Source organism: Neorhizobium galegae (assembly GCF_017877135.1).
Lineage (GTDB): Bacteria > Pseudomonadota > Alphaproteobacteria > Rhizobiales > Rhizobiaceae > Neorhizobium > Neorhizobium galegae_A.
Genome location: NZ_JAGIPH010000001.1, coordinates 688,666 through 709,294, shown reverse-complemented (window position 1 = coordinate 709,294; position 20,629 = coordinate 688,666). Strand labels below are relative to the sequence as shown.

15 protein-coding genes are annotated in these 20,629 nt (G+C 63.1%); 9 read left to right on the top strand and 6 right to left on the bottom strand.

The genetic code is table 11. The features are described from left to right. Window positions 1-27 precede the first annotated feature (27 nt). The gene (gene purD / locus J2858_RS03560; protein ID WP_210103352.1) at window positions 28-1,296 is read right to left on the bottom strand and encodes a phosphoribosylamine--glycine ligase; all 1,269 of its coding nucleotides are present in this window, start codon (window positions 1,294-1,296) and stop codon (window positions 28-30) included. Window positions 1,297-1,491: 195 nt separating this feature from the next. Between purD and J2858_RS03555 the strand changes: the two genes are divergently transcribed. The 3 genes from J2858_RS03555 to ubiA all read left to right on the top strand — a co-directional run bounded on the left by J2858_RS03555 (window position 1,492) and on the right by ubiA (window position 6,551). Further along, window positions 1,492-3,807, top strand: a complete 2,316-nt coding sequence (locus J2858_RS03555; protein ID WP_210103351.1) for a Tex family protein — start codon at window positions 1,492-1,494, stop codon at window positions 3,805-3,807. Between the two features lie 169 nt (window positions 3,808-3,976). After that, the gene (locus J2858_RS03550) at window positions 3,977-5,233 is read left to right on the top strand and encodes an SAM-dependent methyltransferase (protein ID WP_210103350.1); all 1,257 of its coding nucleotides are present in this window, start codon (window positions 3,977-3,979) and stop codon (window positions 5,231-5,233) included. A 355-nt stretch (window positions 5,234-5,588) separates the two neighbouring features. Continuing rightward, complete coding sequence (gene ubiA, locus J2858_RS03545) at window positions 5,589-6,551, top strand: 4-hydroxybenzoate octaprenyltransferase (protein WP_210103349.1); 963 nt, start codon at window positions 5,589-5,591, stop codon at window positions 6,549-6,551. Between the two features lie 96 nt (window positions 6,552-6,647). Here the strand turns inward: ubiA and J2858_RS03540 are convergent, their stop codons facing one another. Continuing rightward, window positions 6,648-7,214: a DUF6101 family protein gene (locus J2858_RS03540; protein ID WP_210103348.1), complete on the bottom strand. Its 567-nt coding sequence runs from the start codon at window positions 7,212-7,214 to the stop codon at window positions 6,648-6,650. Between the two features lie 339 nt (window positions 7,215-7,553). Here J2858_RS03540 and J2858_RS03535 point away from each other — a divergent pair, with 339 nt between their 5' ends. Beyond that, window positions 7,554-9,857: a DUF1217 domain-containing protein gene (locus J2858_RS03535; RefSeq protein WP_210103347.1), complete on the top strand. Its 2,304-nt coding sequence runs from the start codon at window positions 7,554-7,556 to the stop codon at window positions 9,855-9,857. A gap of 6 nt (window positions 9,858-9,863) precedes the next feature. Here J2858_RS03535 and J2858_RS03530 read toward each other — a convergent pair whose 3' ends face one another. The 3 genes from J2858_RS03530 to J2858_RS03520 all read right to left on the bottom strand — a co-directional run bounded on the left by J2858_RS03530 (window position 9,864) and on the right by J2858_RS03520 (window position 13,265). After that, window positions 9,864-11,297, bottom strand: a complete 1,434-nt coding sequence (locus J2858_RS03530) for an FAD-binding oxidoreductase (protein WP_210103346.1) — start codon at window positions 11,295-11,297, stop codon at window positions 9,864-9,866. A gap of 333 nt (window positions 11,298-11,630) precedes the next feature. After that, complete coding sequence (locus J2858_RS03525; RefSeq protein WP_210103345.1) at window positions 11,631-12,608, bottom strand: L-threonylcarbamoyladenylate synthase; 978 nt, start codon at window positions 12,606-12,608, stop codon at window positions 11,631-11,633. A 45-nt stretch (window positions 12,609-12,653) separates the two neighbouring features. After that, window positions 12,654-13,265 (bottom strand): DUF6656 family protein, encoded by a 612-nt coding sequence (locus J2858_RS03520; RefSeq protein ID WP_210103344.1) that lies wholly within the window; start codon window positions 13,263-13,265, stop codon window positions 12,654-12,656. 480 nt (window positions 13,266-13,745) lie between these two features. Here J2858_RS03520 and J2858_RS03515 point away from each other — a divergent pair, with 480 nt between their 5' ends. The 4 genes from J2858_RS03515 (at window position 13,746) to J2858_RS03500 (ending at window position 17,485) form a co-directional block, all read left to right on the top strand. Next, window positions 13,746-14,990, top strand: coding sequence for an aromatic ring-hydroxylating oxygenase subunit alpha (locus J2858_RS03515; RefSeq protein ID WP_210103343.1), 1,245 nt, complete (start codon window positions 13,746-13,748; stop codon window positions 14,988-14,990). Window positions 14,991-15,030: 40 nt separating this feature from the next. After that, window positions 15,031-16,113, top strand: coding sequence for a hybrid-cluster NAD(P)-dependent oxidoreductase (locus J2858_RS03510; protein ID WP_210103342.1), 1,083 nt, complete (start codon window positions 15,031-15,033; stop codon window positions 16,111-16,113). A 148-nt stretch (window positions 16,114-16,261) separates the two neighbouring features. After that, complete coding sequence (locus J2858_RS03505; protein ID WP_210103341.1) at window positions 16,262-16,747, top strand: BA14K family protein; 486 nt, start codon at window positions 16,262-16,264, stop codon at window positions 16,745-16,747. Window positions 16,748-16,978: 231 nt separating this feature from the next. After that, window positions 16,979-17,485 carry a BA14K family protein gene (locus J2858_RS03500; protein ID WP_210103340.1) on the top strand — a complete coding sequence of 169 codons (507 nt, stop codon included), beginning with the start codon at window positions 16,979-16,981 and terminating at the stop codon, window positions 17,483-17,485. Between the two features lie 76 nt (window positions 17,486-17,561). On the opposite strand, the gene J2858_RS03495 is transcribed toward J2858_RS03500, so the two are convergent. Further along, a complete protein-coding gene (locus J2858_RS03495) occupies window positions 17,562-18,563 on the bottom strand; it encodes a transporter (RefSeq protein ID WP_210103339.1) in 1,002 nt (333 codons plus the stop codon). A gap of 273 nt (window positions 18,564-18,836) precedes the next feature. On the opposite strand from J2858_RS03495, the gene J2858_RS03490 reads away from it, so the two are divergent. After that, complete coding sequence (locus tag J2858_RS03490; RefSeq protein WP_210103338.1) at window positions 18,837-20,627, top strand: acyl-CoA dehydrogenase; 1,791 nt, start codon at window positions 18,837-18,839, stop codon at window positions 20,625-20,627. The last annotated feature ends 2 nt before the right edge of the window (window positions 20,628-20,629 follow it).

Here is a 20,629-nt window from a genome sequence, read left to right as displayed (position 1 = left end):
ACGCTTCCTGAATGCCGGCAGCCCGCCTCACGCGTCCTGTTCGATGGCGCGCCAGCCGATATCGCGGCGGCAAAAGCCGTTGTCCCAGTTGACCGTATCGACCAATCCATAGGCGCGCGACTGCGCCTCCTTCACCGTCTCGCCAAGGGCGGTGAGGTTCAGCACGCGCCCGCCTGTGGCGACAAGGCGGCCGTCCTGCAGCGCCGTGCCCGCATGAAACACCTTTGCGCCGTCTTGCGCTTGCGGAATCGATGCAATGGGCGTGCCCTTCTCATAGGCGCCGGGATAGCCCTTGGAGGCCATCACGACCGTCAGCGCCACCTCGTCGCGCCACTCGGCGCTCACTTGATCGAGCGTGCCGGTCGAGGCCGCATAGAGGATCGGCAGAAGATCGCTTTTCAGCCGCATCATCAGCACCTGCGTTTCCGGATCGCCGAAACGCACGTTGTATTCGATGAGTTCGGGGCCTTTCTCGGTGATCATCAGGCCGGCAAAGAAAACGCCGGTAAACGGCATGCCGCTGTCGGCCATGCCTGATATCGTCGGCTGGATGATCTCATCCATCGTCCGCTGGACCATTTCGGACGTCATGACCGGGGCCGGCGAATAGGCGCCCATGCCGCCGGTGTTCGGCCCGGTATCGCCATCGCCGACGCGCTTGTGGTCCTGCGCGGTGGCCAGCGCCAGCGCCGTCTTGCCATCCGACAGGCAGAAGAAGCTTGCCTCTTCGCCATCCAGATAGGCTTCCACCACCACTTCGGCACCGGCTGCGCCGAAGGCGCCGGCAAAACAGTCGTCGACGGCGAAAAGTGCCTCATCCAGCGTCATGGCAACCGTCACGCCCTTGCCGGCGGCAAGGCCATCGGCCTTCACGACGATGGGTGCGCCCTGTTCCCGGATATAGGCCTTTGCCGGCTCTGCCGCGGTAAAACGCTGGTAGGCGCCGGTCGGGATATTGTAGCGGGCGCAGATATCCTTGGTGAAACCCTTGGACCCCTCCAGCTGAGCGGCAGCTTTCGAGGGACCGAACACGGCAAAACCGGCGTCGCGCAGATCATCGGCCAAACCCGCGACCAGCGGCGCTTCCGGGCCGACGACGATGAAGTCGATTGCCTTGTCACGACAGAAGGCGATGACGGCGGCATGATCCTCGACGGCAAGCGCCACCAGTTCGGCGTCCTCGGCAATGCCGGGATTGCCGGGCGCGGCGTAAAGCTTGGTCAGAAGGGGCGATTGCGCAAGCTTCCAGGCAAGCGCATGCTCACGGCCACCGGATCCGATCAGAAGAACCTTCACATTCGCCCCCTTTAAAAGGTCTAGGATAAGCCTGCGCGGTTAAGGGGCGCGGGGAGAAAGGTCAAGGCTTTTGCCCGGTCACACAGGGGCCTTGCCCCTCCTGGGTCGCCAGATCCTGTGGAATCGCCCCCGCCGGCGTTGCCTTGCCACGATCTGTCGCTATGGTCGCGCCCGAACAACAAAGAGAAGATGCCCATGGCCGCCGACATCAGATCCATCGCCGCAACCATCGCCCAGGAAATCAACGCACGGCCCGATCAGGCGGTTGCCGCCATCGGGCTTCTGGACGAGGGATCGACGGTGCCGTTCATCGCGCGTTACCGCAAGGAAGTGACGGGTGGGCTCGATGATACGCAGCTGCGCAATCTCGCCGAACGGCTGGTCTACCTGCGCGAACTGGAAGCCCGCCGCTCGACGATTGTCGAGAGCATCGGCTCGCAGGGCAAGATGACCGACGAGCTGTCCCTGAAGATTGCGCGGGCCACGACGAAGGCCGAGCTGGAAGACCTTTACCTGCCGTTCAAGCCCAAGCGTCGCACCAAGGCCGAGATTGCCCGCGAGCGCGGCCTGCAGCCGCTCGCCGACGCGATCTGGGCCGACCGCAGCGCCGATCCGCATGCGTTGGCGGCCGCCTATCTCTCGGCAGACGTCGCCGACGTGAAGGCAGCGCTCGACGGCGCGCGCGATATCGTCGCTGAAGCCATCACGGAAAATGCCGACCTCTTGAAGACGTTGCGCCAGTATCTGCGCGACAATGCCACGCTGCGGGCAAAGGTGGTCGATGGCAAGCAGGAGGCCGGCGCCAAGTTCTCCGATTATTTCGACCATTCGGAACGCTGGTCCGGCACGCCCGGCCATCGGGCGCTGGCCATGCTGCGCGGCTGGAACGAGGAGGTCCTGACGCTCACCATCGATGTGGATCAGGACGATCCGTCGCCGGTAAAGCCCGTGCAGCGCAAGATCGCCTTTGCCTTCGGGATCGGCGAAAAGGGACCGGGTGACCGCTGGCTGATGGATGTCGCCGGCTGGACCTGGCGAGTAAAACTCTCCATGTCGCTGTCGCTCGACCTGATGCGCGAATTGCGCGAGCGCTCGGAAGAAGAGGCGATCCGCGTCTTTGCCCGCAACCTCAAGGACCTGCTTCTGGCAGCACCCGCAGGCTCGCGCGCCACGATGGGGCTTGATCCGGGCATCCGCACCGGCGTCAAGGTCGCCGTGGTGGATGGCACCGGAAAGGTGCTGGAAACCTCGACCGTCTATCCGTTCCCGCCGAAGAACGACATTCGCGGCACCCAGGCGGAACTGGCCGGCCTCATCCGCAAGCACAATGTCGATCTCATCTCCATCGGCAACGGCACCGGCAGCCGCGAGACGGAAAAGCTGGTGGCCGACATGCTGGCGCAGTTTCCGGCAACCGCGAAGAAGCCGACCAAGGTGATCGTGTCGGAGGCCGGCGCGTCCGTCTATTCGGCCTCGGAACTTGCCGCCCAGGAATTTCCCAATCTCGACGTCTCGCTGCGCGGGGCCGTCTCGATTGCGCGTCGCCTGCAGGATCCGCTGGCGGAACTTGTGAAGATCGAGCCCAAATCCATCGGCGTCGGCCAGTACCAGCACGATGTCGACCAGCAAAAACTGTCGCGCTCGCTCGATGCCGTGGTGGAAGATGCGGTGAATGCCGTGGGCGTCGATTTGAACACCGCATCCTCGCCGCTTCTGGCGCGGGTCGCCGGCCTTTCGCGCGGCATTGCCGACTCCATCGTTGCGCATCGTGACCAGAACGGCCCGTTTGCCAGCCGGCGGGACCTGTTGAAGGTGGCGCGTCTTGGCGCGCGTACCTTCGAGCAATGCGCCGGCTTCCTGCGCATTCCCGATGGCAAGGAGCCGCTCGATGCCTCGGCCGTTCACCCGGAAGCCTATGGCGTGGCCAAGAAGATCGTCGCCGCCTGTGGGCGGGACCTGCGTGCGCTGATGGGCGACAGTGCGGTGCTGAAGAAGCTCGATCCGCGCCAGTTCATCGACGACACCTTTGGCCTGCCGACGGTGAAGGACATCATTGCCGAGCTGGAAAAGCCCGGCCGCGACCCGCGCCCAAGCTTCAAGACCGCAACCTTTGCGGAGGGGATCGACGAGATCACCGACCTGAAGCCCGGCATGACGCTGGAGGGGACCGTGACGAACGTTGCAGCCTTCGGCGCCTTCGTCGATATCGGCGTGCATCAGGACGGGCTCGTCCACGTCTCGCAGCTTGCCGATCGCTTCGTGAAAGATCCGCATGAGGTGGTGAAGGCGGGCGATGTGGTGAAGGTGCGCGTGGTGGAGGTCGACGTGAAGCGCAAGCGCATCGGGCTCACCATGCGAAAGGATGGCGGCGAGGCCGAAGCGCCTTCGATGCGCGAGCCGCGCGGCCCCGGCAATGCCATGCGCCATGCGAGCGCCAAGCCGGCCAAGTCCGAAACGTCCCAGCTCGGCGGGCTGGGGGCGGCCCTTGCGGAAGCCATGAAGAAGCGCTGAGGACCGCCCGGTCCTGTCCTGATCAACTGCCTGGAACTTCAGCCCGCCAAATCCGGTTTGGCGGGCTGTCTGCGTGCGGGCTTGCGCCGAATTTTTTCCTTGTCAGCGGAAAAATCCGTATTACCTTCACCGGGAAATAGTAAGGCATCCTTAGTATCTAGGGGGTTGTATGGCCTCGTCCTTGCGTCGCCTGCTTGCAAAAATCATCAAGGTCGGAACGCTTGTCGTGCGGGGGCCGGCCGGAGAACAGTCCTTCGGATCCGGCGGCGGACGTCGCGTGGCGATCCGCTTCACCGATGACAAGGCCGAGGAGGAGCTGGCGGCCGATCCGGCGCTGAAGCTCGGCGAACACTACATGGATGGCCGCATGATCGTCGAGGAGGGCGACATCTACGAATTCCTCGCGCTGGTGAAGGACAATACCTTAAGCGAAGGCCTGACCTTCGGCATGATCTGGCGCGGGCTTTTGCGCATTGCCGTGTCGCAGGTTCGAAACCGCGTGCCGATCAACCGCAACCACCGCAACGTCGCCCATCATTACGATCTCGACGAGCGGCTGTTTTCGTTGTTCCTCGATGAGGACTGGCAATATTCCTGCGCCTATTTCAATCCGCCCGACCTGTCGCTCGATGCAGCGCAGCTCGCCAAGAAGCGCCATATCGCGGCAAAGCTTCTGGTCGAGCCCGGCCAGCGGGTGCTGGAAATCGGGTCCGGCTGGGGCGGCATGGCCATGTATCTGGCGGAATCCTCCGGGGCCGATGTCACCGGTATCACGCTGTCGCGCGAGCAGCTGAAGATTTCGCGCGAGCGGGTGGCAAAGCGCGGCCTTACGGACCGTGTGCGTTTCGAGCTTCAGGACTATCGTTACCTGACGCCGCCGCAAAAATTCGACCGCATCGTCTCCGTCGGCATGTTCGAGCATGTCGGCCGCACCAATTTCGGCCGCTATTTCCGCAAGGTCAACGAGGTGCTGGCCGATGATGGCGTGATGGTGCTGCATGCCATCGGCCAGCCTGAGATCGTCTACGTCACCAATCCCTTCATCGAAAAATACATCTTTCCCGGCGGCTATATTCCGGCCCTGTCGGAAGTGCTGCCGCAGATCGAGCGGGCCGGACTTCTAATCTCCGACATCGAAATCCTGCCGATGCATTACGGCATCACCCTTCGCCATTGGCGCGAACGCTTTCTGGCGCGCAAGGCGGAGGTGCTGGCGCTCTATGACGAGCGCTTCTTCCGCATGTGGGAATTCTACCTCGCCGGTTCCGAAATGGCGTTTACCCACGAAAACTTCTTCATCTTCCAGATCCAGCTGAAGAAGGCACGCGACAGCGTCCCGCACGACCGCGATTACATTGCGCGGCGCGAGGAGGCGCTGAAAGCCTTCGAGGCCGGACGGGCGCCGCTGGAGCCGGTGATTTTCTGAGGTCGGTGCCTGGGTGGTACCCCCCTTTGCCCTGCCGGGCATCTCCCCCTCAAGGGGGGAGATTAACGTGTGGCCGATGTGCTCGTCCCTCATCAGCCGTTTCAGGAACCCACATCAGCCATTGCCGGCAGTCACTGCGGTAAACTTGGAATGCGGCGACTGCTTCGGGCTGATCTCCCCCCTTGAGGGGGAGATGTCCGGCAGGACAGAGGGGGTGGGCCCCAAAACGCAGCGCGGGTGGGCCTCGAACGCAAAAGCGCGCTTCATACACCCCCATCCCCGCAATGTCCGTTCCGCGCTCCTGCGGCGTCGGAGCCGATTGCTTTTGGCGGCAAAGCTTTTAGAAGTTTCAGCCATGAGCACGACACATGATGTTTCCGGCCGCGTGGCCGATGCCCCTTCCGACAACTGGGTTTACAGGTTCCTGCCGCGGTCCCTGTGGCCCTTTGCGCAGCTTGCCCGCTGGGACCGGCCAATCGGCTGGGAGCTGCTGATGTGGCCCTGCTTCTGGTCGGCAGCGCTGGCGGCCAATGCCGATGCGGCTCCCGACGGCGGCTTTTCGCTGGAGCTGAAGCTTGCGCATCTGTTCCTGTTCTTCGTCGGCGCGGTTGCCATGCGCGGCGCCGGCTGCACCTATAACGATCTGGTCGATCACGACATCGACAGCGAAGTGGCGCGCACGCGCTCGCGCCCGCTGCCGTCGGGTCGGGCAACCCGGCTGCAGGCAAAGATCTTTCTCGTCCTGCAGGCGCTGATCGGGCTTGTCGTCCTCCTGCAATTCAACCGCTTCACCATTTTTCTCGGCTTTGCCTCGCTGCTGGTGGTGGCGATCTATCCCTTTGCCAAGCGCTTTACCGACTGGCCGCAGTTTTTCCTCGGGCTTGCCTTTTCCTGGGGCGCGCTGATGGGCTGGGCGGGCGTCTTTGCAAGCCTGTCCTGGGCGCCGATCTGGCTCTATCTCGGGGCGATTGCCTGGACGGTCGGCTATGACACGATCTATGCCCACCAGGACAAGGAGGACGATGCGCTGGTCGGCGTGCGCTCCACCGCGCGCCTGTTTGCCGAAAACACCAAGGCCTGGCTCTGTGGCATCTATGCGCTGGCGCTGATCTTCCTCCTGTTTGCCTTCATGGCGGCGCAGGTGAACGTTCTCGGCTATCTCGGGCTTTTCATCGCCGCCCTGATGTTTGCCTGGCAGATCCTCATCCTCGATATCGACAATCCGGATCATTGCATGCGGCTCTTCAAGTTCAACGGCCGCGTCGGCGCAGTGATCTTCGCAAGCCTCGTCGCATCGCTCGTCAGCCTCGGCGGCTGAGTGTCCGTGCCTGAAAACGAAAGAGCCCGGGCAGGGGTGCCGGGCTCTTCTGCTGGAGATCAATGAGAAAGGGTGGCCTGGCGTCGGCCGGAGCGATCAGCGCCGTGCGATGATCTCCTTGCCTTCGATGCGCATGGCGACACCCAGGCTGCCGGTGGATCGGCGAACCAGGAAGCGCGGGCGGCGGGCGGCGAAATAGGAGTGGCGGCGGCGCGGCTTGGTGTCCTGCATGCGCACTTCGCCGAGATGATTTTCCAGCGGACGGGCAACGCCATCGGCTTCCACCATCAGCATGGGAATGCGGAAGGCTTCCGACCAGCTGCGCCAGTCGGCGGCGATATCGCAAAGGTCGTGGGCAACGAGCAGCGGGATGCACAGATCCGGATCGTCGTGATGCAGTTCGAGCGTCACGGTGACCTCGCCATTGCCGTGGTCGATGGCCCGGGCCGCGACACCCTTGAAGGCGCGGGCCGGAAGAGCGAACGACAGCGGAAGCCCGCTGCCGGGAAGGATCTTGCGCAGGACTGCGCCGCGTTCGTCGATGGTAATGGTGACATCGCCGGCGGCATCATGCAGCCCGTACGTGATCTGCTGGGGGAAACGCGACGGATCGAGCCGAAGTGTTGCACCTGCCCAAGAGGGCTTCAGAACCGTATTAGTCATCGTCAATTGCTACCCTTGTTTTACCCGAGAGCCGCTGCCGGATCTCTTGCCGGGACTTTTGTCCTCTGATGGGGCCAACATAGGCGGGGCCTTTCCAGAACCACTTAAAAATTGCGGTTAAGAAATCTTTGCCTCCCCTGATGGTTAGCAAAAGTGAATCCGGCAGGGTTTCCTGAAGATGAATTTCGGCGCGTCTGCGTGAGTTCAAGACAGGTTTTGGGTTAAGGTCAGGCCGGTGCAAGCCCTGTGTGCAAAGCCCGGACAGCAATTCTTTAAGTTTCGTTGACGTAGGATGGGCGCATCAACCTTCAGCGCCCCGGGAGAGAAGAGGCCACCCGAATGGTATCGACCTATCTGAGCTACGATCTTGTCAATCGCGACCTGCAGGCCAGCCTGAAGCGCGTTGCAAAGCAGTCGGACGTCTCGCGCGAGGCCGCTTACTACAAGGAAAACATCTCAAAGGTTACCTCGGTCGACGATCTGCTCGGCGACTACCGGCTCTATTCCTACGCGATGAAGGCGTTTGGCCTGGAAGACATGACCTATGCCAAGGCCTTCATGCGCAAGGTGCTGGAAAGCGATCTGTCGGACGACAACAGCTTTGCCAACAAGCTGACCGACCACCGCTACCGTGATTTTGCCACAGCCTTCAACTTCTCGTCGGAAGAGAAAGCCGCCCAGTCATCGACGCAGGTGGATGCCATGGTCGGGCTCTATACCAGCACGATGGTGAGCCAGGGCAATGCGGTGACCACCGAGACGAACTATTTCAACGCGATGATGGGCGAAATCGGCTCGGTCGACGATCTGTTGAACAACGACCGTCTGCGCAGCTATCTCTTCACCTCCTATGGCGTCTCGGACAGCTATTATTCACGCAGCTTCCTGCGCGGCGTCCTGTCGAGCGATACCGGTGACAGCGCAAGCTATATCAACCAGACGCTTGGCCCCCAGCGCGATGCGCTGAACGCACAGGTGGCCGATGCGCAGACGCGGCTTGCCGCGGCCACCACGACGGCGGAAAAGACGAAGATCAATACGGAAATTTCCGGCTACGAGTCCAAGCTGTCCGGTCTCCAGACCTATTATGACATGGCCGATGCGTTCAACTTCAAGGCCGATGGCACCACCCCGGCCGGCGGCGCGCAGACCGCGGTACAGAAGGAAACCATCAACGACCTGTATCTGAGCAGGCAGACGCGCGTCTCGACCGCCACGGCCATCAATGAGGCCGACTATTTCAAGGAAAAGATGGCCTCCGTCGACAATGTCTCCGATATCATCGCGGACCGGCGGCTCTACAATTTCATCAAGACCTCCTACGGCCTTTCGGGCATCAACGTGGTGAGTTCCACCATCGAGCAGATCCTCACCAGCGATCTCAATGACCCCAACAGCTATGCCAACCGCTTCGGCAAGAGCAACCCGGCCTATCTGCAACTGGCAAAGGATTTCGGATTTAAGACCGATGGCACGGTCACGGCCGGCGCGGCCCAGACCGCGACGCAGCAGGCCGCAACCGTCAACCGCTATTACAGCACCTATAACGATGTGCAGGACACCGCCGACGAAAAGGCCGCCGCCCTCTACAAGGCGGCGATTTCGGGAATCACCTCTGTCGACGAGTTCATGGGCAAGAGTGACGTTCTTGATTTTGCCCTGAAGGCCGTGGGGCTTGATCCGGACAAGGTGTCGAAGTTTACGGTGCGCCAGGCGCTGATGAGCAATCTCAACGATCCGGACAGCTATATCTACAAGCTGAAGGATGATCGCTACCTGACACTGGCGAAAGCGTTCAACTTCAACACCAAGGGAGACGTGACGGTGCCGCTGACGGCGCAGGCGCAGGGCACCATCACCTCTGTCGCCGCCGAATATACGATCAAGATGACGCGCTTCCTGGCGGACGACAAGAAGACGGCCGCCAAGACGGCCGCCTCTGCCGAGGTCAAGTATTATTCCACCCAGATGCAGACGATCCAGACGGCGTCCGACTTCATCAAGGACGATCGCCTCGTCAACGTGCTGCTGACCTCCTATGACGTCGATCCGAAATCCGTCACCAAGGATTTCCTCAAGCAGGTCTTCGCCTCGGATCTCAATGATCCCAAGAGCTTCGTCAACAAGCAGACCAATTCGGTCTGGGCGGAAATCCTCGGCACCTTCAATTTCGATAGCAGCGGCAAGCTGACCGCGGCGCGCGAGACCGGCGCACAGAGCACCGGCAAGATTCTCGAAACCCAGAACAAATACACCCGCCAGACGCTGGAGCAGGAGCAGGGCGAGAGCAATGCCGGTGTGCGGCTTGCGCTCTATTTCGAGCGTCTGTCGCATTCCATCACCAGCGCCTACGATATCCTCGGCGATACCGCTCTTCTGGAGTTCTTCCGCGTCAGCTACCAGCTGCCCGACAGTTTCAGCAATCTCGACGTCGACAAGCAGGCGGCGCTGGTGAAGAAATACATGAACCTCGAAGACCTGAAGGATCCCGAAAAGGTGTCAAAGATGGTCGACAAGTTTACCGTCATGTACGACGTGCAGAATTCCGATGCCAGTTCGTCGGCGCTGTCCATCCTTACCGGCAGCGGCTCGGATGGCGGCATCAGCGCCGACCTTCTCTACTCGCTGTCGCAGAGCCGCTGACGCCCGTCAGACGGACACGACCTTGCCCGGGTTCATGATGCCGGCCGGATCGAAGGCGCGCTTGATGCGGCGCATCAGCTCGATCTCGATTTCGGGGCGGATCCTGGCAAGCTCGTCGCGCTTCAGCTGGCCGATGCCGTGCTCGGCCGAAATCGAGCCGCCTGCGGCAAGCACGATGCCATGCACGATGGCGTTCATCTCGCGCCAGCGGCCGAGAAACTCCGCCTTGTCGGCGCCGACGGGCTGGGAAATGTTGTAATGGATATTGCCATCGCCGAGATGTCCGAAGGCGCAGATGCGCGCGCCGGGCATGGCGGCGAGCACGCCTTTTTCCGCCGCAGCCATGAAAGCGGGGATTTTCGACACCGGCACCGAGACATCGTGCTTGATCGAGCCGCCTTCCGGCTTTTGCGCATCCGACATGCTTTCGCGCATGTGCCAGAGCGCCGTCTGCTGGGCAACGGAGGAGGCGATCACCGCATCCTCGATCAGGCCTGCCTCCAGCCCCTGTTCCAGCAGCGTTTCCACCATCACCCGGGCGGTGTCGGCTGAATCATTGGTGGAGATGTCGACCAGCACATACCAGTCGTGGACCGAGCCCAAGGGGTCGCGGACGCCTGGAATATGACGGGTGGTAAACTCGATGCCGATGCGCGGCATCAGTTCAAAGCCGGTGAGCGCCGTGCCGCAGAGGTTGGACGCCTTCTCGAAGAGATGCAGCGCCTGTTCCGGCGAGGCAAGCCCGACAAAGGCCACCTGATGGCCGGCCGGCTGCGGAAAAAGTTTCAGCACCGCGCCGGTGATGACGCCAAGCGTGCCTTCGGCGCCGATGAAGAGATCGCGCAGGTCATAGCCGGTATTGTCCTTCTTCAGCCGGCGCAACCCGTCCCAGATCTCGCCGGTCGGCAGCACCACTTCAAGGCCAAGGCACAGCTGGCGCATATTGCCGTAGGCGAGAACCGCCGTGCCGCCGGCATTGGTCGAGAGGTTGCCGCCGATGCGGCAGGAGCCTTCCGAACCGAGCGAGAGCGGAAACAGCCGCCCGATCTCCTCTGCCGCCTTCTGCACATCGGCCAGAATGCAGCCGCCATCGACCACCATCACATTGGCGAGCGGATCGATGTCGCGGATCCTGTTCATGCGCTCCAGCGACAGGATCAGCTGCGTGCCGTCGGCACTCGGCGTCTGGCCGCCGACGAGACCGGTATTGCCGGTCTGCGGCACGATCGCCGTGCCGGTCTCGGAGGCAAGTTTCAGGATCGCCGACACCTCCTCGGTCGAACCGGGCTTCAGGAGCAGCGGCGAGGCGCCCTTGTAGAGGCCGCGGTTTTCCACGAGATGCGGCGCCATGTCCGCGTCGCCCGTCACCACATTCGCCTCGCCGACGATGGCGGAAAAACGGGAGAGAAGGTCGCGGCTGAGGGGCTGATGGGCGTCCATGGGTGTCTCCTTGGGGTGGTTCGTTCAAAGGTCAGGCTACGGACTGTCGGTATCGCGCCGCTGGTGGACGGGTCGGGAAGGGCGTGCGTGCGGTTTTGCCCCCTCTGGCCTGCGGCCATCTCCCCCACATGGGGGGAGATCGGATGGAGCCGGCAGTCTGCCCGGATTATGCATTGCCAAAGCCATGCGGTGCGCTTGCGGTGTCTTGCGGTCAAGGTCCGCGGGTTTTCGTTCTGCTGATCTCCCCCCGTGCGGGGGAGATGGCCGGCAGGCCAGAGGGGGGTAAAACCGCAAGCGCATAACGATCATCCTGCGTCCCATCCTCCCCGGTTCCTATCCCTCGCGGGGCGCTGCGGCGCGAAACAGGCGGTCGTTGATCGCTTCGCCAAGCCCGTGGTCGGGGATGGGCGCAACTGCGATGGATGCGGCACCCGTCGCATCGGCGCGTTTCAAGGTGTCGAACAGGTTGGCCGCGGCCTCGGCAAGATCGCCGGACGGGCTGAGGTCGAAGATAGCGTGGGCCTTGGTTGCGGAAAGCGGCATGCCCGCAAAACGGATCAGCGCCTCGCCCGGTTCAGCGGCAGCGGCATTCAGCCGCACGGCAGCGCCCGGCGCGTAATGGGAGGCCATCATGCCCGGTGCCTCGATGGCCGGGGCGGGGCCGTCCTGGCGCTCGACCATGCGGCCGGTGAGCGCCTCGATGTCTTCGGCGGCAAGACCGCCGGGGCGCAGCAGCCGCAGCCGCTCGCCCTCGACGCGGATGATGGTGGATTCCACGCCCACCCCGGCGCTGGCGCCGTCCAGGATGAGACGCAGTTTCTCGCCGAGATCGTCGGCCACGTGGCGCGCCGAGGTCGGGCTCACCTTGCCGGACGTGTTGGCGCTCGGGGCGGCAAGCGGCTTGCCGAAGGCGGCAATCAGCTCTGCGGAAAATCCCTTCGGTACGCGGATGCCGACGCTGTCGAGGCCGGCGGTCGCCAGCGCATGGATGCCGCAACCTTGCCGCAAGGGCAGTACGAGCGTCAGCGGACCCGGCCAGAAGGCCTCTGCCAGCTGACGCGAGATCGGGTCGAACACCGCATAGCGCTCGGCCATCTCAAGATCCGACATGTGGCAGATCAGCGGATTGAAGCGCGGCCGGCCTTTCGTTTCGTAGATGCGGGTCACCGCGACCGGATTGGTGGCGTCGGCGGCAAGGCCGTAGACGGTTTCCGTGGGTATGGCGACGGGAAAGCCTTCCGCCAGCACCCGGCAGGCTTCCGTCACCGCCACGTCGCGGTCTGTCGCAATGTCGATGATGCGTGCTGCCATGATGGCGCTTCCATAACGCCAAACGGCGCCCCGAAGCAAATTCTTTCAGGCCCGGGCGATGACCTCGCGCAAGGAGGGCTCTGGCGCGCCGAGCATCAGCACGTTCTTCAGCGCCTCGGCCGGATCGCTGGTGCGAAACAGGACGCCATTGCCACGCACGGCGCGGTTGATGCGCGTCTCGCCCGTGTCCTGCCGCTCGATGGCGACGGCAAAATACATGCGGGCGTAATCGGTGCGGATCTGGCCGAAAAACTGTTCGGCCTCGCCGATCTCGGCGGAAAAATTGCAGATGTAGAAGGACCAGCTGACCGGCTGGCTGGGGGAAAAGAAAGTGCGCGCCGCCGTGACATGGCAATAGCCGAGATGCGGGGTCTCGCTCAGCGACCGGCTGAACAGAAGTTTGGGAAAGGTGATCCTGCGGTGAACGGCATTGATCCGCTCATGGGTCTTTTCGCCGGCAAGGGCCAGCTTGCGCTCGGTGCGCTCGGCCACTTCCTCATAGGTGAGGTAGCGTCGTTCATCGGGCAGCCAGTCGCGCCGGTCGCGCGAAATGCGCCCGGTACGCAGGAATTCTGAATGGGCAGAGGTTTTTGCCTGCGGCGCCGGCGGCCGTTCGGCGCGGGCATCGAAATATCTGAGCTTCGCCTTGGCGTCCACGTCCGTTCACTCCCTGTGCGTCAGGCAAAGTGTAGGGCAACATCCTTAACGGTGGCTTGCGCCGCGAACGGGCGTGCGATGTTCCATTTGCGCCGTCCAGCCTTCGCCGCCGGGCCTGTGGCGCGAAGGCCTAGGGTTCAAGGCAAAGGCTTGCGCGCCCGATGGAATGCCGTCCCGGGGATGCTGCCGGCCCGATGCAACCGATGTCGCGTTTTGTCGTCAATGCAGGATGACATGTCGCATTGCATCCGCTCAGCCGGGAGGGCCTCGGTTATATCTTTCCTATTCGAGGTTTTACCGTAAAAAGCGGTGGAGACCACCGGGGTGCCGGCCCTTTAAGGAAGCCGCCGGTGCCACGCAGACAAGAGCCCGAGTGACAGGTTGACCCATCGCGGTGGGCGACGGGGATGGACAAGGCCCGGCCCTTTGCGGCACCCTCCCATGCCTGCCTTCGCATCCCCGCCATCGAAGGAACGGAAGATGGATATTCGCGACACCATGCTGCGGCAGTTGAAGAACCACCGCCCGGGCTACAGCCTGGAGCAGCCGTTCTACATCGATCAGGATTATTACAAGCTGGACCTCGAAACCATCTGGTATCGCGACTGGCTGTTCATCGGCCATGATTGCGAGATCCCGCGCGCCGGCAATTACGTGACGCTGCAGGTCGGCGATTATCCCGTCGTCGTGGTGCGCGGCCGCGACAAGCTGATCCGCGCCTTCCACAACACCTGCCGCCACCGCGGCCACCGCGTGTGCACGCAGGAGCGCGGCGCCTCTGCAAAGCTCGTCTGTCCCTATCACCAGTGGACCTATGATCTCGATGGTTCGCTGGTCTTTGCCCGCCAGATGGGCGAGGATTTCGACAAGGCGCAGTTCGGCATGAAGCAGGTGCACTGCGAAACGGTCGCCGGCTATATCTTCATCTGCCTTGCCGAGGTCGCGCCGGATTTTGCTCCCGTGCGCCAGATGGTCGAACCCTACATGGCGCCGCACCGGCTGTCGGAGGCCAAGGTCGCCTACCAGAACACCATCATCGAGAAGGGCAACTGGAAGCTCGTCTGGGAAAACAACCGCGAATGCTACCACTGCGCCGGCAACCATCCGGAACTGTGCCGCACCTATCCGGAAGCGCCGACGGCAACCGGCGTGCAGGGCGCCGGTGACGACCCGTTCATTTCCGAACACTGGCAGCGCTGCGAGGCGGCAGGCCTGCCGAGCACCTTTGCCATGCATGAGAGCGGCCAGTTCCGCGTGGCGCGCATGCCGCTCGTGGAAGAGGCCGAAAGCTACACCATGTCCGGCAAGCGGGCGGTAAAGCGTCCGCTGTCCGACGACGTGCCGATCAGCCATATCGGCACCATGCTGCTCTTCCATTACCCCACCACCTGGAACCACATGCTGGGCGACCATGCCATCTCGTTCCGCGTGCTGCCGCTCTCGGCGGAAGAAACCGCCGTCACCACCAAGTGGCTCGTCCACAAGGATGCGGTGGAAGGCGTCGATTACGACCTGGAAGAACTGACGCATGTGTGGAACATGACGAACGACCAGGACCGCTCCATCGTGGAAGAAAACGCCTTCGGCATCCGTTCGCCCGCTTATGAACCCGGCCCCTATTCGCCGGATCACGAAGGTGGCGTCATGCAGTTCGTCGACTGGTACACGACCTTCATGATGAACCGCCTGCAGGGCGACAAGGCAAAGCTTTCGGCCGTCGCCTGACAGGCGCCAAACAACATGCCCGCAGACGGAATGACGTGAGATGAACATGGCCGTGACGACCTACCAGCATTTCGACCAGATGGTGCCGTGGAGCGACCGGCTGCATCTTCTCGAATGCACCTCCGTGACGCTGGAGGCGCCCGATGTCATGACCTTCACCTTCAAGGCGGAACGGTCCGTGTGGTTTCGCTATCTGCCGGGCCAGTTCGTCACGCTGGAAATTCCGGTCGGGCCGGAACCGGTGATGCGCACCTATACGCTGTCATCCAGCCCGTCGCGGCCTTATGCGCTGGCGGTGACGGTGAAGGCGCAGAAGGACAGCATCGGCACCCGCTGGATGTTCGAGCACCTGAAGCCCGGCATGAGGATGCGCGCCTACGGCCCGCTCGGCGATTTCTCCTATGTGAAGCATCCGGGCGAAAAATACCTGTTCATCTCGGCCGGCTCCGGCATCACGCCGATGATGTCGATGACGCGGGACATGGCCGACCGGGCGCCGCTGTCGGATATCGTCTTCATCAACTGCGCCCGCTCGCCCTCTGAGATCATCTTCCGCCATGAGCTCGAAAACCTGTCGCGGCTGATGCCGAAGCTCAATCTCGGTTTCGTGGTGGAGCATTGCGGCAAGGCCGAACCGTGGTCGGGCCTGCGCGGCTTTGTCGATCGCGCCAAGATCTCGCTTCTGTCGCCGGATTTCCTCGACCGCACGATCTTCTGCTGCGGACCCGAGCCGTTCATGGCCGCCGTGCGTTCGGCGCTGGACGGGGCAGGCTTCGACATGAGCCGCTACCACCAGGAAAGCTTTCAGCCGGCCGTTGCGACCGTCGAGGAAGAGGCGGTGGCGCTTGCCGAAGGCGAGGCGCCTGCCATGGTGTCCTTTGCCATTGCCGGCAAGCAGGCCCCCTGCAAGCCCGGCGAAACCATCCTGATGACGGCACGCGCCAATGGCGTGCGCATCGGGGCGGCCTGCGAATCCGGCCTCTGTGGCACCTGCCGCGTCATGCTGTTGTCCGGTGAAGTGGACATGAACCACAATGGCGGCATTCTCGACGAGGAGATCGAGGAGGGCTACATCCTTGCCTGCTGCTCGCGTCCGAAGGGCGATGTCGAGATCGAGGTCTGACACCGTCTGCCGACCCTTTGTCGGGTGAGGACCGGGTTCACGCGACCCTTGTCGGTCACCAAAAGCTTACATTTCTGACCCTTTGACGGGAACTTCCAAGGTCGAGTGCGCGTTCTGACTGTTGATAAAAAGACGGAAGGAAGCACCCATGGGTTCTATCAGGAAGAAATTCGCCATCCTGGCAACGACGCTTGCCGTGACCTTCACCGGTCTGGCGCCGGTTCAGGCTATGCCGGTGGTCGCGGTTGACCGCCAGAGCGCGCAGACGCAGGCAACTGATGTTCAGTGGCGCCGCGAAGACCGCCGTCACTGGAACGATCGCCGGCATTACGATGGTCGTCGCGATTATCGTCGCCCGCCGGTCCGCGAGGGCTACTACAACGGTCACCGTGGCTATCGTGAACGCCGCGCAGGCTATCGTTATCACAACGGCTTCTGGTTCCCGCTGGCTGCCTTTGCGGCAGGCTCGATCATCGGCGGCGCGGTTGCGCAGCCGCAGCGTGTCACGCCCGGCCGCTATTCGCAGAGCCACTATGCCTGGTGCCAGAACCGCTACAAGACCTACCGCGCCTCCGACAACACGTTCGTGGCCAACAGCCGTGGCGAGCGTCTGAGCTGCAACTCGCCCTACTGATCGGGCGCGTTCGCCGGAATGACTGCTGATGACCCGGTCCTGCCTTGTGCGGGGCCGGGTTTCGCGTTCGGCACATCTGTGCCTGCCGTCTTGTCGCATGGTCTTTTGCCGGTGTCGCGCAATCCCCATGTTAATCGGCGGTTCAGGTGAGAAAAGATAGGTTTTTCTCATAAACGCCGGGGGGTGGCGGATGCCGCCTTTGCCCGCGTGACCCAGAAAGGGAGACCGAAGATGATGACGCTGATGAAGAGTTTGTCCATTGCGGGACTGTCTGCCGCGCTGCTGTCGGCGTCGATCCTGCCGTCGCAGGCCATGCCGCTGGTGGCCGCGCCTGCCGCGGCCGGCGATGTGGTTCAGGTGCAGTACTGGCGCGATGGCCCGCCGCCGCCGCGCTATTATGGCCGCGGCTATGATCGCCCCGGTTACTACGGCGGCTATCGCGGTTACCGCGAGCATCGCCCCAACCACCGCTACCGGGATGGCTATTGGTATCCGCTGGCAGCCTTTGCTGCAGGCGCGATCATTGGCGGCGCGCTTGCCCAGCCGCGCCCGGAGCCGCGCTATGTTCCCGCACCCCGTTACGTGCCGGAATATCGCGAAGTCGCACCGGTGCGCACGGGGCTCAACCCGCGCCACTACGAATATTGCGCGGCCCGTTACCGCACCTATGATAGTTATTCGAACACGTTCCAGCCCTATGAAGGCCCGCGCCAGCAGTGCCTGTCGCCTTACTACTGAGGCCTTGAACGTCTGAAACGACCACACCGCCCGGACATGTCGCCGGGCGGTTTTTCGTTGTGCCAGACAGCGCCCGTCACAGGATGCCGGCGCGCTTCAACAGCCACCAGGCAAAGCCCACCGACAGGAGCATGAAGGCAAACGCCCAGCCGGTGCCGCTATCGGTATGGGCAAAGGGCAGGGCCGCCGTGTTCATGCCGAAGAACCCCGTCACCAGCGAGGGCGGCAGCAGGAAGGCCGTCATCAGCGACAGGATGTAGAGGTGGCGGTTGGTTTCCGAGGAGAGCTTGGAATCGATTTCTTCGTGCAGCAGGCGTGCGCGATCCTGCAGCGCGTAGACATCGTGATCCACCGCTTCCAGCCGGCTCGTCAGGCGCCCGGCCACGTCGTCAAAACCCGCCGGCATCTCGTCGTCGTCGGCGGCTGCCGCCCGTCGCATCAGTGTCAGCACGGTGCGCAGATGGCGATGCAGGCGCACGACGACGCGCCGGACCGGCGCCAGCCGCCGCCTCTCGTCGCGCGAATCATTGCCATAGACGACATCCTCGATCTGGTTCAGTTCCTCCGTCAGTTCCATCACCAGCGAGATCAGCGTGCGCTGGAATTCCGCAACGATCGCCTCGAAGACGTCGATCGGCTGGTGAAAGCGCGCCGGGTTCTTTTCCACCGCCGCCCGCACCCGGTCGATGGAGCGCAGGGGCTGCAGGCGGGTGGTGATGATGAGGTTGCCGCAGACGGCAAAGTGCAGCCAGCCGATATCGCGCGTATCGGCATCGAAATCCCGCTGGAAATCGACAAGTGTGCCGTAGACCATCCGGTCGTCGAGGGTCATCGAGGCATGCGTTTCATGCGTCGTCAGCGCCGTTACCACGGCCGGATCAAGATCCTGAAACCCTTCCAGGAAAGCCGGGACCCGCTGGTCGGCGAGGTTGAGATGCAGCCAGAGAAAATCGCCGCTGTCCGGTGTTGCAAGGTCGTCGCGGCCCGCCTCTGTCGGAAGCCGCCGGCAGGTCTTCGAGTGGCCATGAAACTGATAGGCCCAGACGAGGCCCGGTACGGAAGGGGTAAGAAGCGCCATGCAGACATCCGGAAAATGCGGGAAGCGGCATCCTGCCGCTGCCTGTCGCGTCTGGCAAGGAAGACGGCCGGCAGCAGCAGACGAATGTCGCCGTTGTCTTCTCCATAACGCCTCTCTGTGACGGTCTTTGTCGTGCAACACCTCTTTTGCCGCGACCGGCACACGCCGGGCGCCCGCGCTTGGCGATTGACAAGCCATCTTACGTTTACGTAAAAAGCAATGGGAGGCGGTGCGCGGGAGGCGCGCGGCCGGAACGGCGGAGGAGGAGTTCTCATGTACAAGGCACCGGTCGAGGAGATCGCCTTCACCCTGAACCATGTCATTGGCCTTGCCGATGCCATCGGCGAAGGCCGGTTCGGCGATCTGAGCGCGGATCTGGTCGAGGCCATCCTGTCGGAGGCCGGCCGTTTCGCCAGCGACGAAATCGCCCCGCTTGCCGCCATCGGCGACCGGCAGGGCGCGCGGCTCGTCGAGGGGGACAGGGTTCTGTCGCCGGATGAGTGGGTCAAGCTCTACAAGGACTGGTGCGCCGGCGGCTGGAACGGCTTGACGGCGCCGGAAGAGTTCGGCGGGCAGGGCCTGCCCAACATGCTGAACGTCGCCACGCTGGAGATGTGGAACTCTGCCTCGATTGCCTTTGCGCTCGGGCCGACGCTGACGGTCGGCGCCATCGAGGCGCTGAAGGCGCATGGCAGCCGGGCGCTGCAGCAGACCTATCTCGAAAAGCTGGTGTCGGGCGAATGGACCGGCACGATGAATTTGACCGAACCGCATGCCGGTTCCGATCTCGGAGTGCTGAAGACCCGGGCGGAGCGGGCCCGCGACGGCACCTACCGCATTTTCGGCCAGAAGATCTACATCACCTGGGGCGAGCATGACGCCAGCGACAACATCATCCATCTGGTGCTGGCGCGTCTTCCTGATGCGCCGGCCGGCACGCGCGGCATCTCGCTGTTTCTCGTGCCGAAGTTTCTGCCCAATGAGGACGGCACGCCGGGGGCGCGCAACGATCTGTTCTGCCATTCGCTGGAGCACAAGCTCGGCATTCACGGCTCGCCCACCTGCACGATGATCTATGGCGATGGCCGTTACGGTGACGAACCGGGCGCCATCGGCTGGCTGGTCGGCGAGGAAAACCGCGGGCTCGCCTGCATGTTCACCATGATGAACAATGCGCGCCTGGCCGTCGGCATGCAGGGCGTGGCGGTTGCGGAAGCGGCAACGCAAAAGGCGGTTGCCTATGCGCGCGAGCGCACGCAGGGCAAGGCGCCCGCCTGGACGGGCGAAAAGCCCTCAGGCAACGGCATGAGCCCGATCATCGAGCATCCGGATGTGGTGCGCATGCTGTTGACGATGAAGGCGCTGACGCAGGGCGCACGCGCCATCTGCTATGCCTGCGCCAAGGCCATCGATTTCTCGCATGCCGGCGAAAACGCGGGTTCCTGGCAGGAGCGGGCGGCTCTTCTCACGCCGATTGCCAAGGCCTTTGCCACCGATATCGGCGTCGATGTCGCCTCGCTCGGCATCCAGGTGCATGGCGGCATGGGCTTCATCGAGGAAACGGGGGCGGCGCAATTCTTGCGCGACGCGCGCATCGCGCCGATCTACGAGGGCACCAACGGCATCCAGGCGATCGATCTTGTGACGCGAAAGCTGCCGCTGTCGGGCGGCGGGCAGGTGCGTGGTTTTATCGCCGAGTTGCGCGCGGTGGCAGACGCGGTGCGCACTTCCAATCTCCACGGTCTGGGCGAGACGGCGGCCCGGCTCGCGCAAAGCCTCGATGATCTCGAAACGACAACCGAATGGCTTCTTGCGCAGCAGGCCGAGGGAAACTTGGTGGCAGCCCTTTCCGGCGCCACGCCCTATCTGCGGCTGTTCGGGCTTGCCCTCACCGGCATCTATCTCGCCAAGGGGGCGCTGGCGGATGAGGCGCATGGCAAGCCTGAGCGCGTGGCGCTCTGCCGCTTTGCCGCCGAAAACCTCATTGCCGAAACCGCAGCCTTGAAGGACCGGGTGGTAAACGGGGCCCCAAGCCTTGCTAGCGCCCGCGCCGTGTTCGGCTGAAG

Excerpts from the sequence above, each read along its gene's own strand:
- J2858_RS03540 (WP_210103348.1), bottom strand. The coding sequence starts at position 7,214 with ATGACTAATACGGTTCTGAAGCCCTCTTGGGCAGGTGCAACACTTCGG.
- J2858_RS03525 (WP_210103345.1), bottom strand. The coding sequence starts at position 12,608 with ATGGCAGCACGCATCATCGACATTGCGACAGACCGCGACGTGGCGGTG.
- J2858_RS03555 (WP_210103351.1), top strand. The coding sequence starts at position 1,492 with ATGGCCGCCGACATCAGATCCATCGCCGCAACCATCGCCCAGGAAATC.
- J2858_RS03500 (WP_210103340.1), top strand. The coding sequence starts at position 16,979 with ATGATGACGCTGATGAAGAGTTTGTCCATTGCGGGACTGTCTGCCGCG.
- J2858_RS03505 (WP_210103341.1), top strand. The coding sequence starts at position 16,262 with ATGGGTTCTATCAGGAAGAAATTCGCCATCCTGGCAACGACGCTTGCC.
- J2858_RS03490 (WP_210103338.1), top strand. The coding sequence starts at position 18,837 with ATGTACAAGGCACCGGTCGAGGAGATCGCCTTCACCCTGAACCATGTC.
- J2858_RS03510 (WP_210103342.1), top strand. The coding sequence starts at position 15,031 with ATGAACATGGCCGTGACGACCTACCAGCATTTCGACCAGATGGTGCCG.
- J2858_RS03550 (WP_210103350.1), top strand. The coding sequence starts at position 3,977 with ATGGCCTCGTCCTTGCGTCGCCTGCTTGCAAAAATCATCAAGGTCGGA.
- ubiA (WP_210103349.1), top strand. The coding sequence starts at position 5,589 with ATGAGCACGACACATGATGTTTCCGGCCGCGTGGCCGATGCCCCTTCC.
- J2858_RS03495 (WP_210103339.1), bottom strand. The coding sequence starts at position 18,563 with ATGGCGCTTCTTACCCCTTCCGTACCGGGCCTCGTCTGGGCCTATCAG.
- J2858_RS03515 (WP_210103343.1), top strand. The coding sequence starts at position 13,746 with ATGGATATTCGCGACACCATGCTGCGGCAGTTGAAGAACCACCGCCCG.
- J2858_RS03535 (WP_210103347.1), top strand. The coding sequence starts at position 7,554 with ATGGTATCGACCTATCTGAGCTACGATCTTGTCAATCGCGACCTGCAG.
- J2858_RS03530 (WP_210103346.1), bottom strand. The coding sequence starts at position 11,297 with ATGGACGCCCATCAGCCCCTCAGCCGCGACCTTCTCTCCCGTTTTTCC.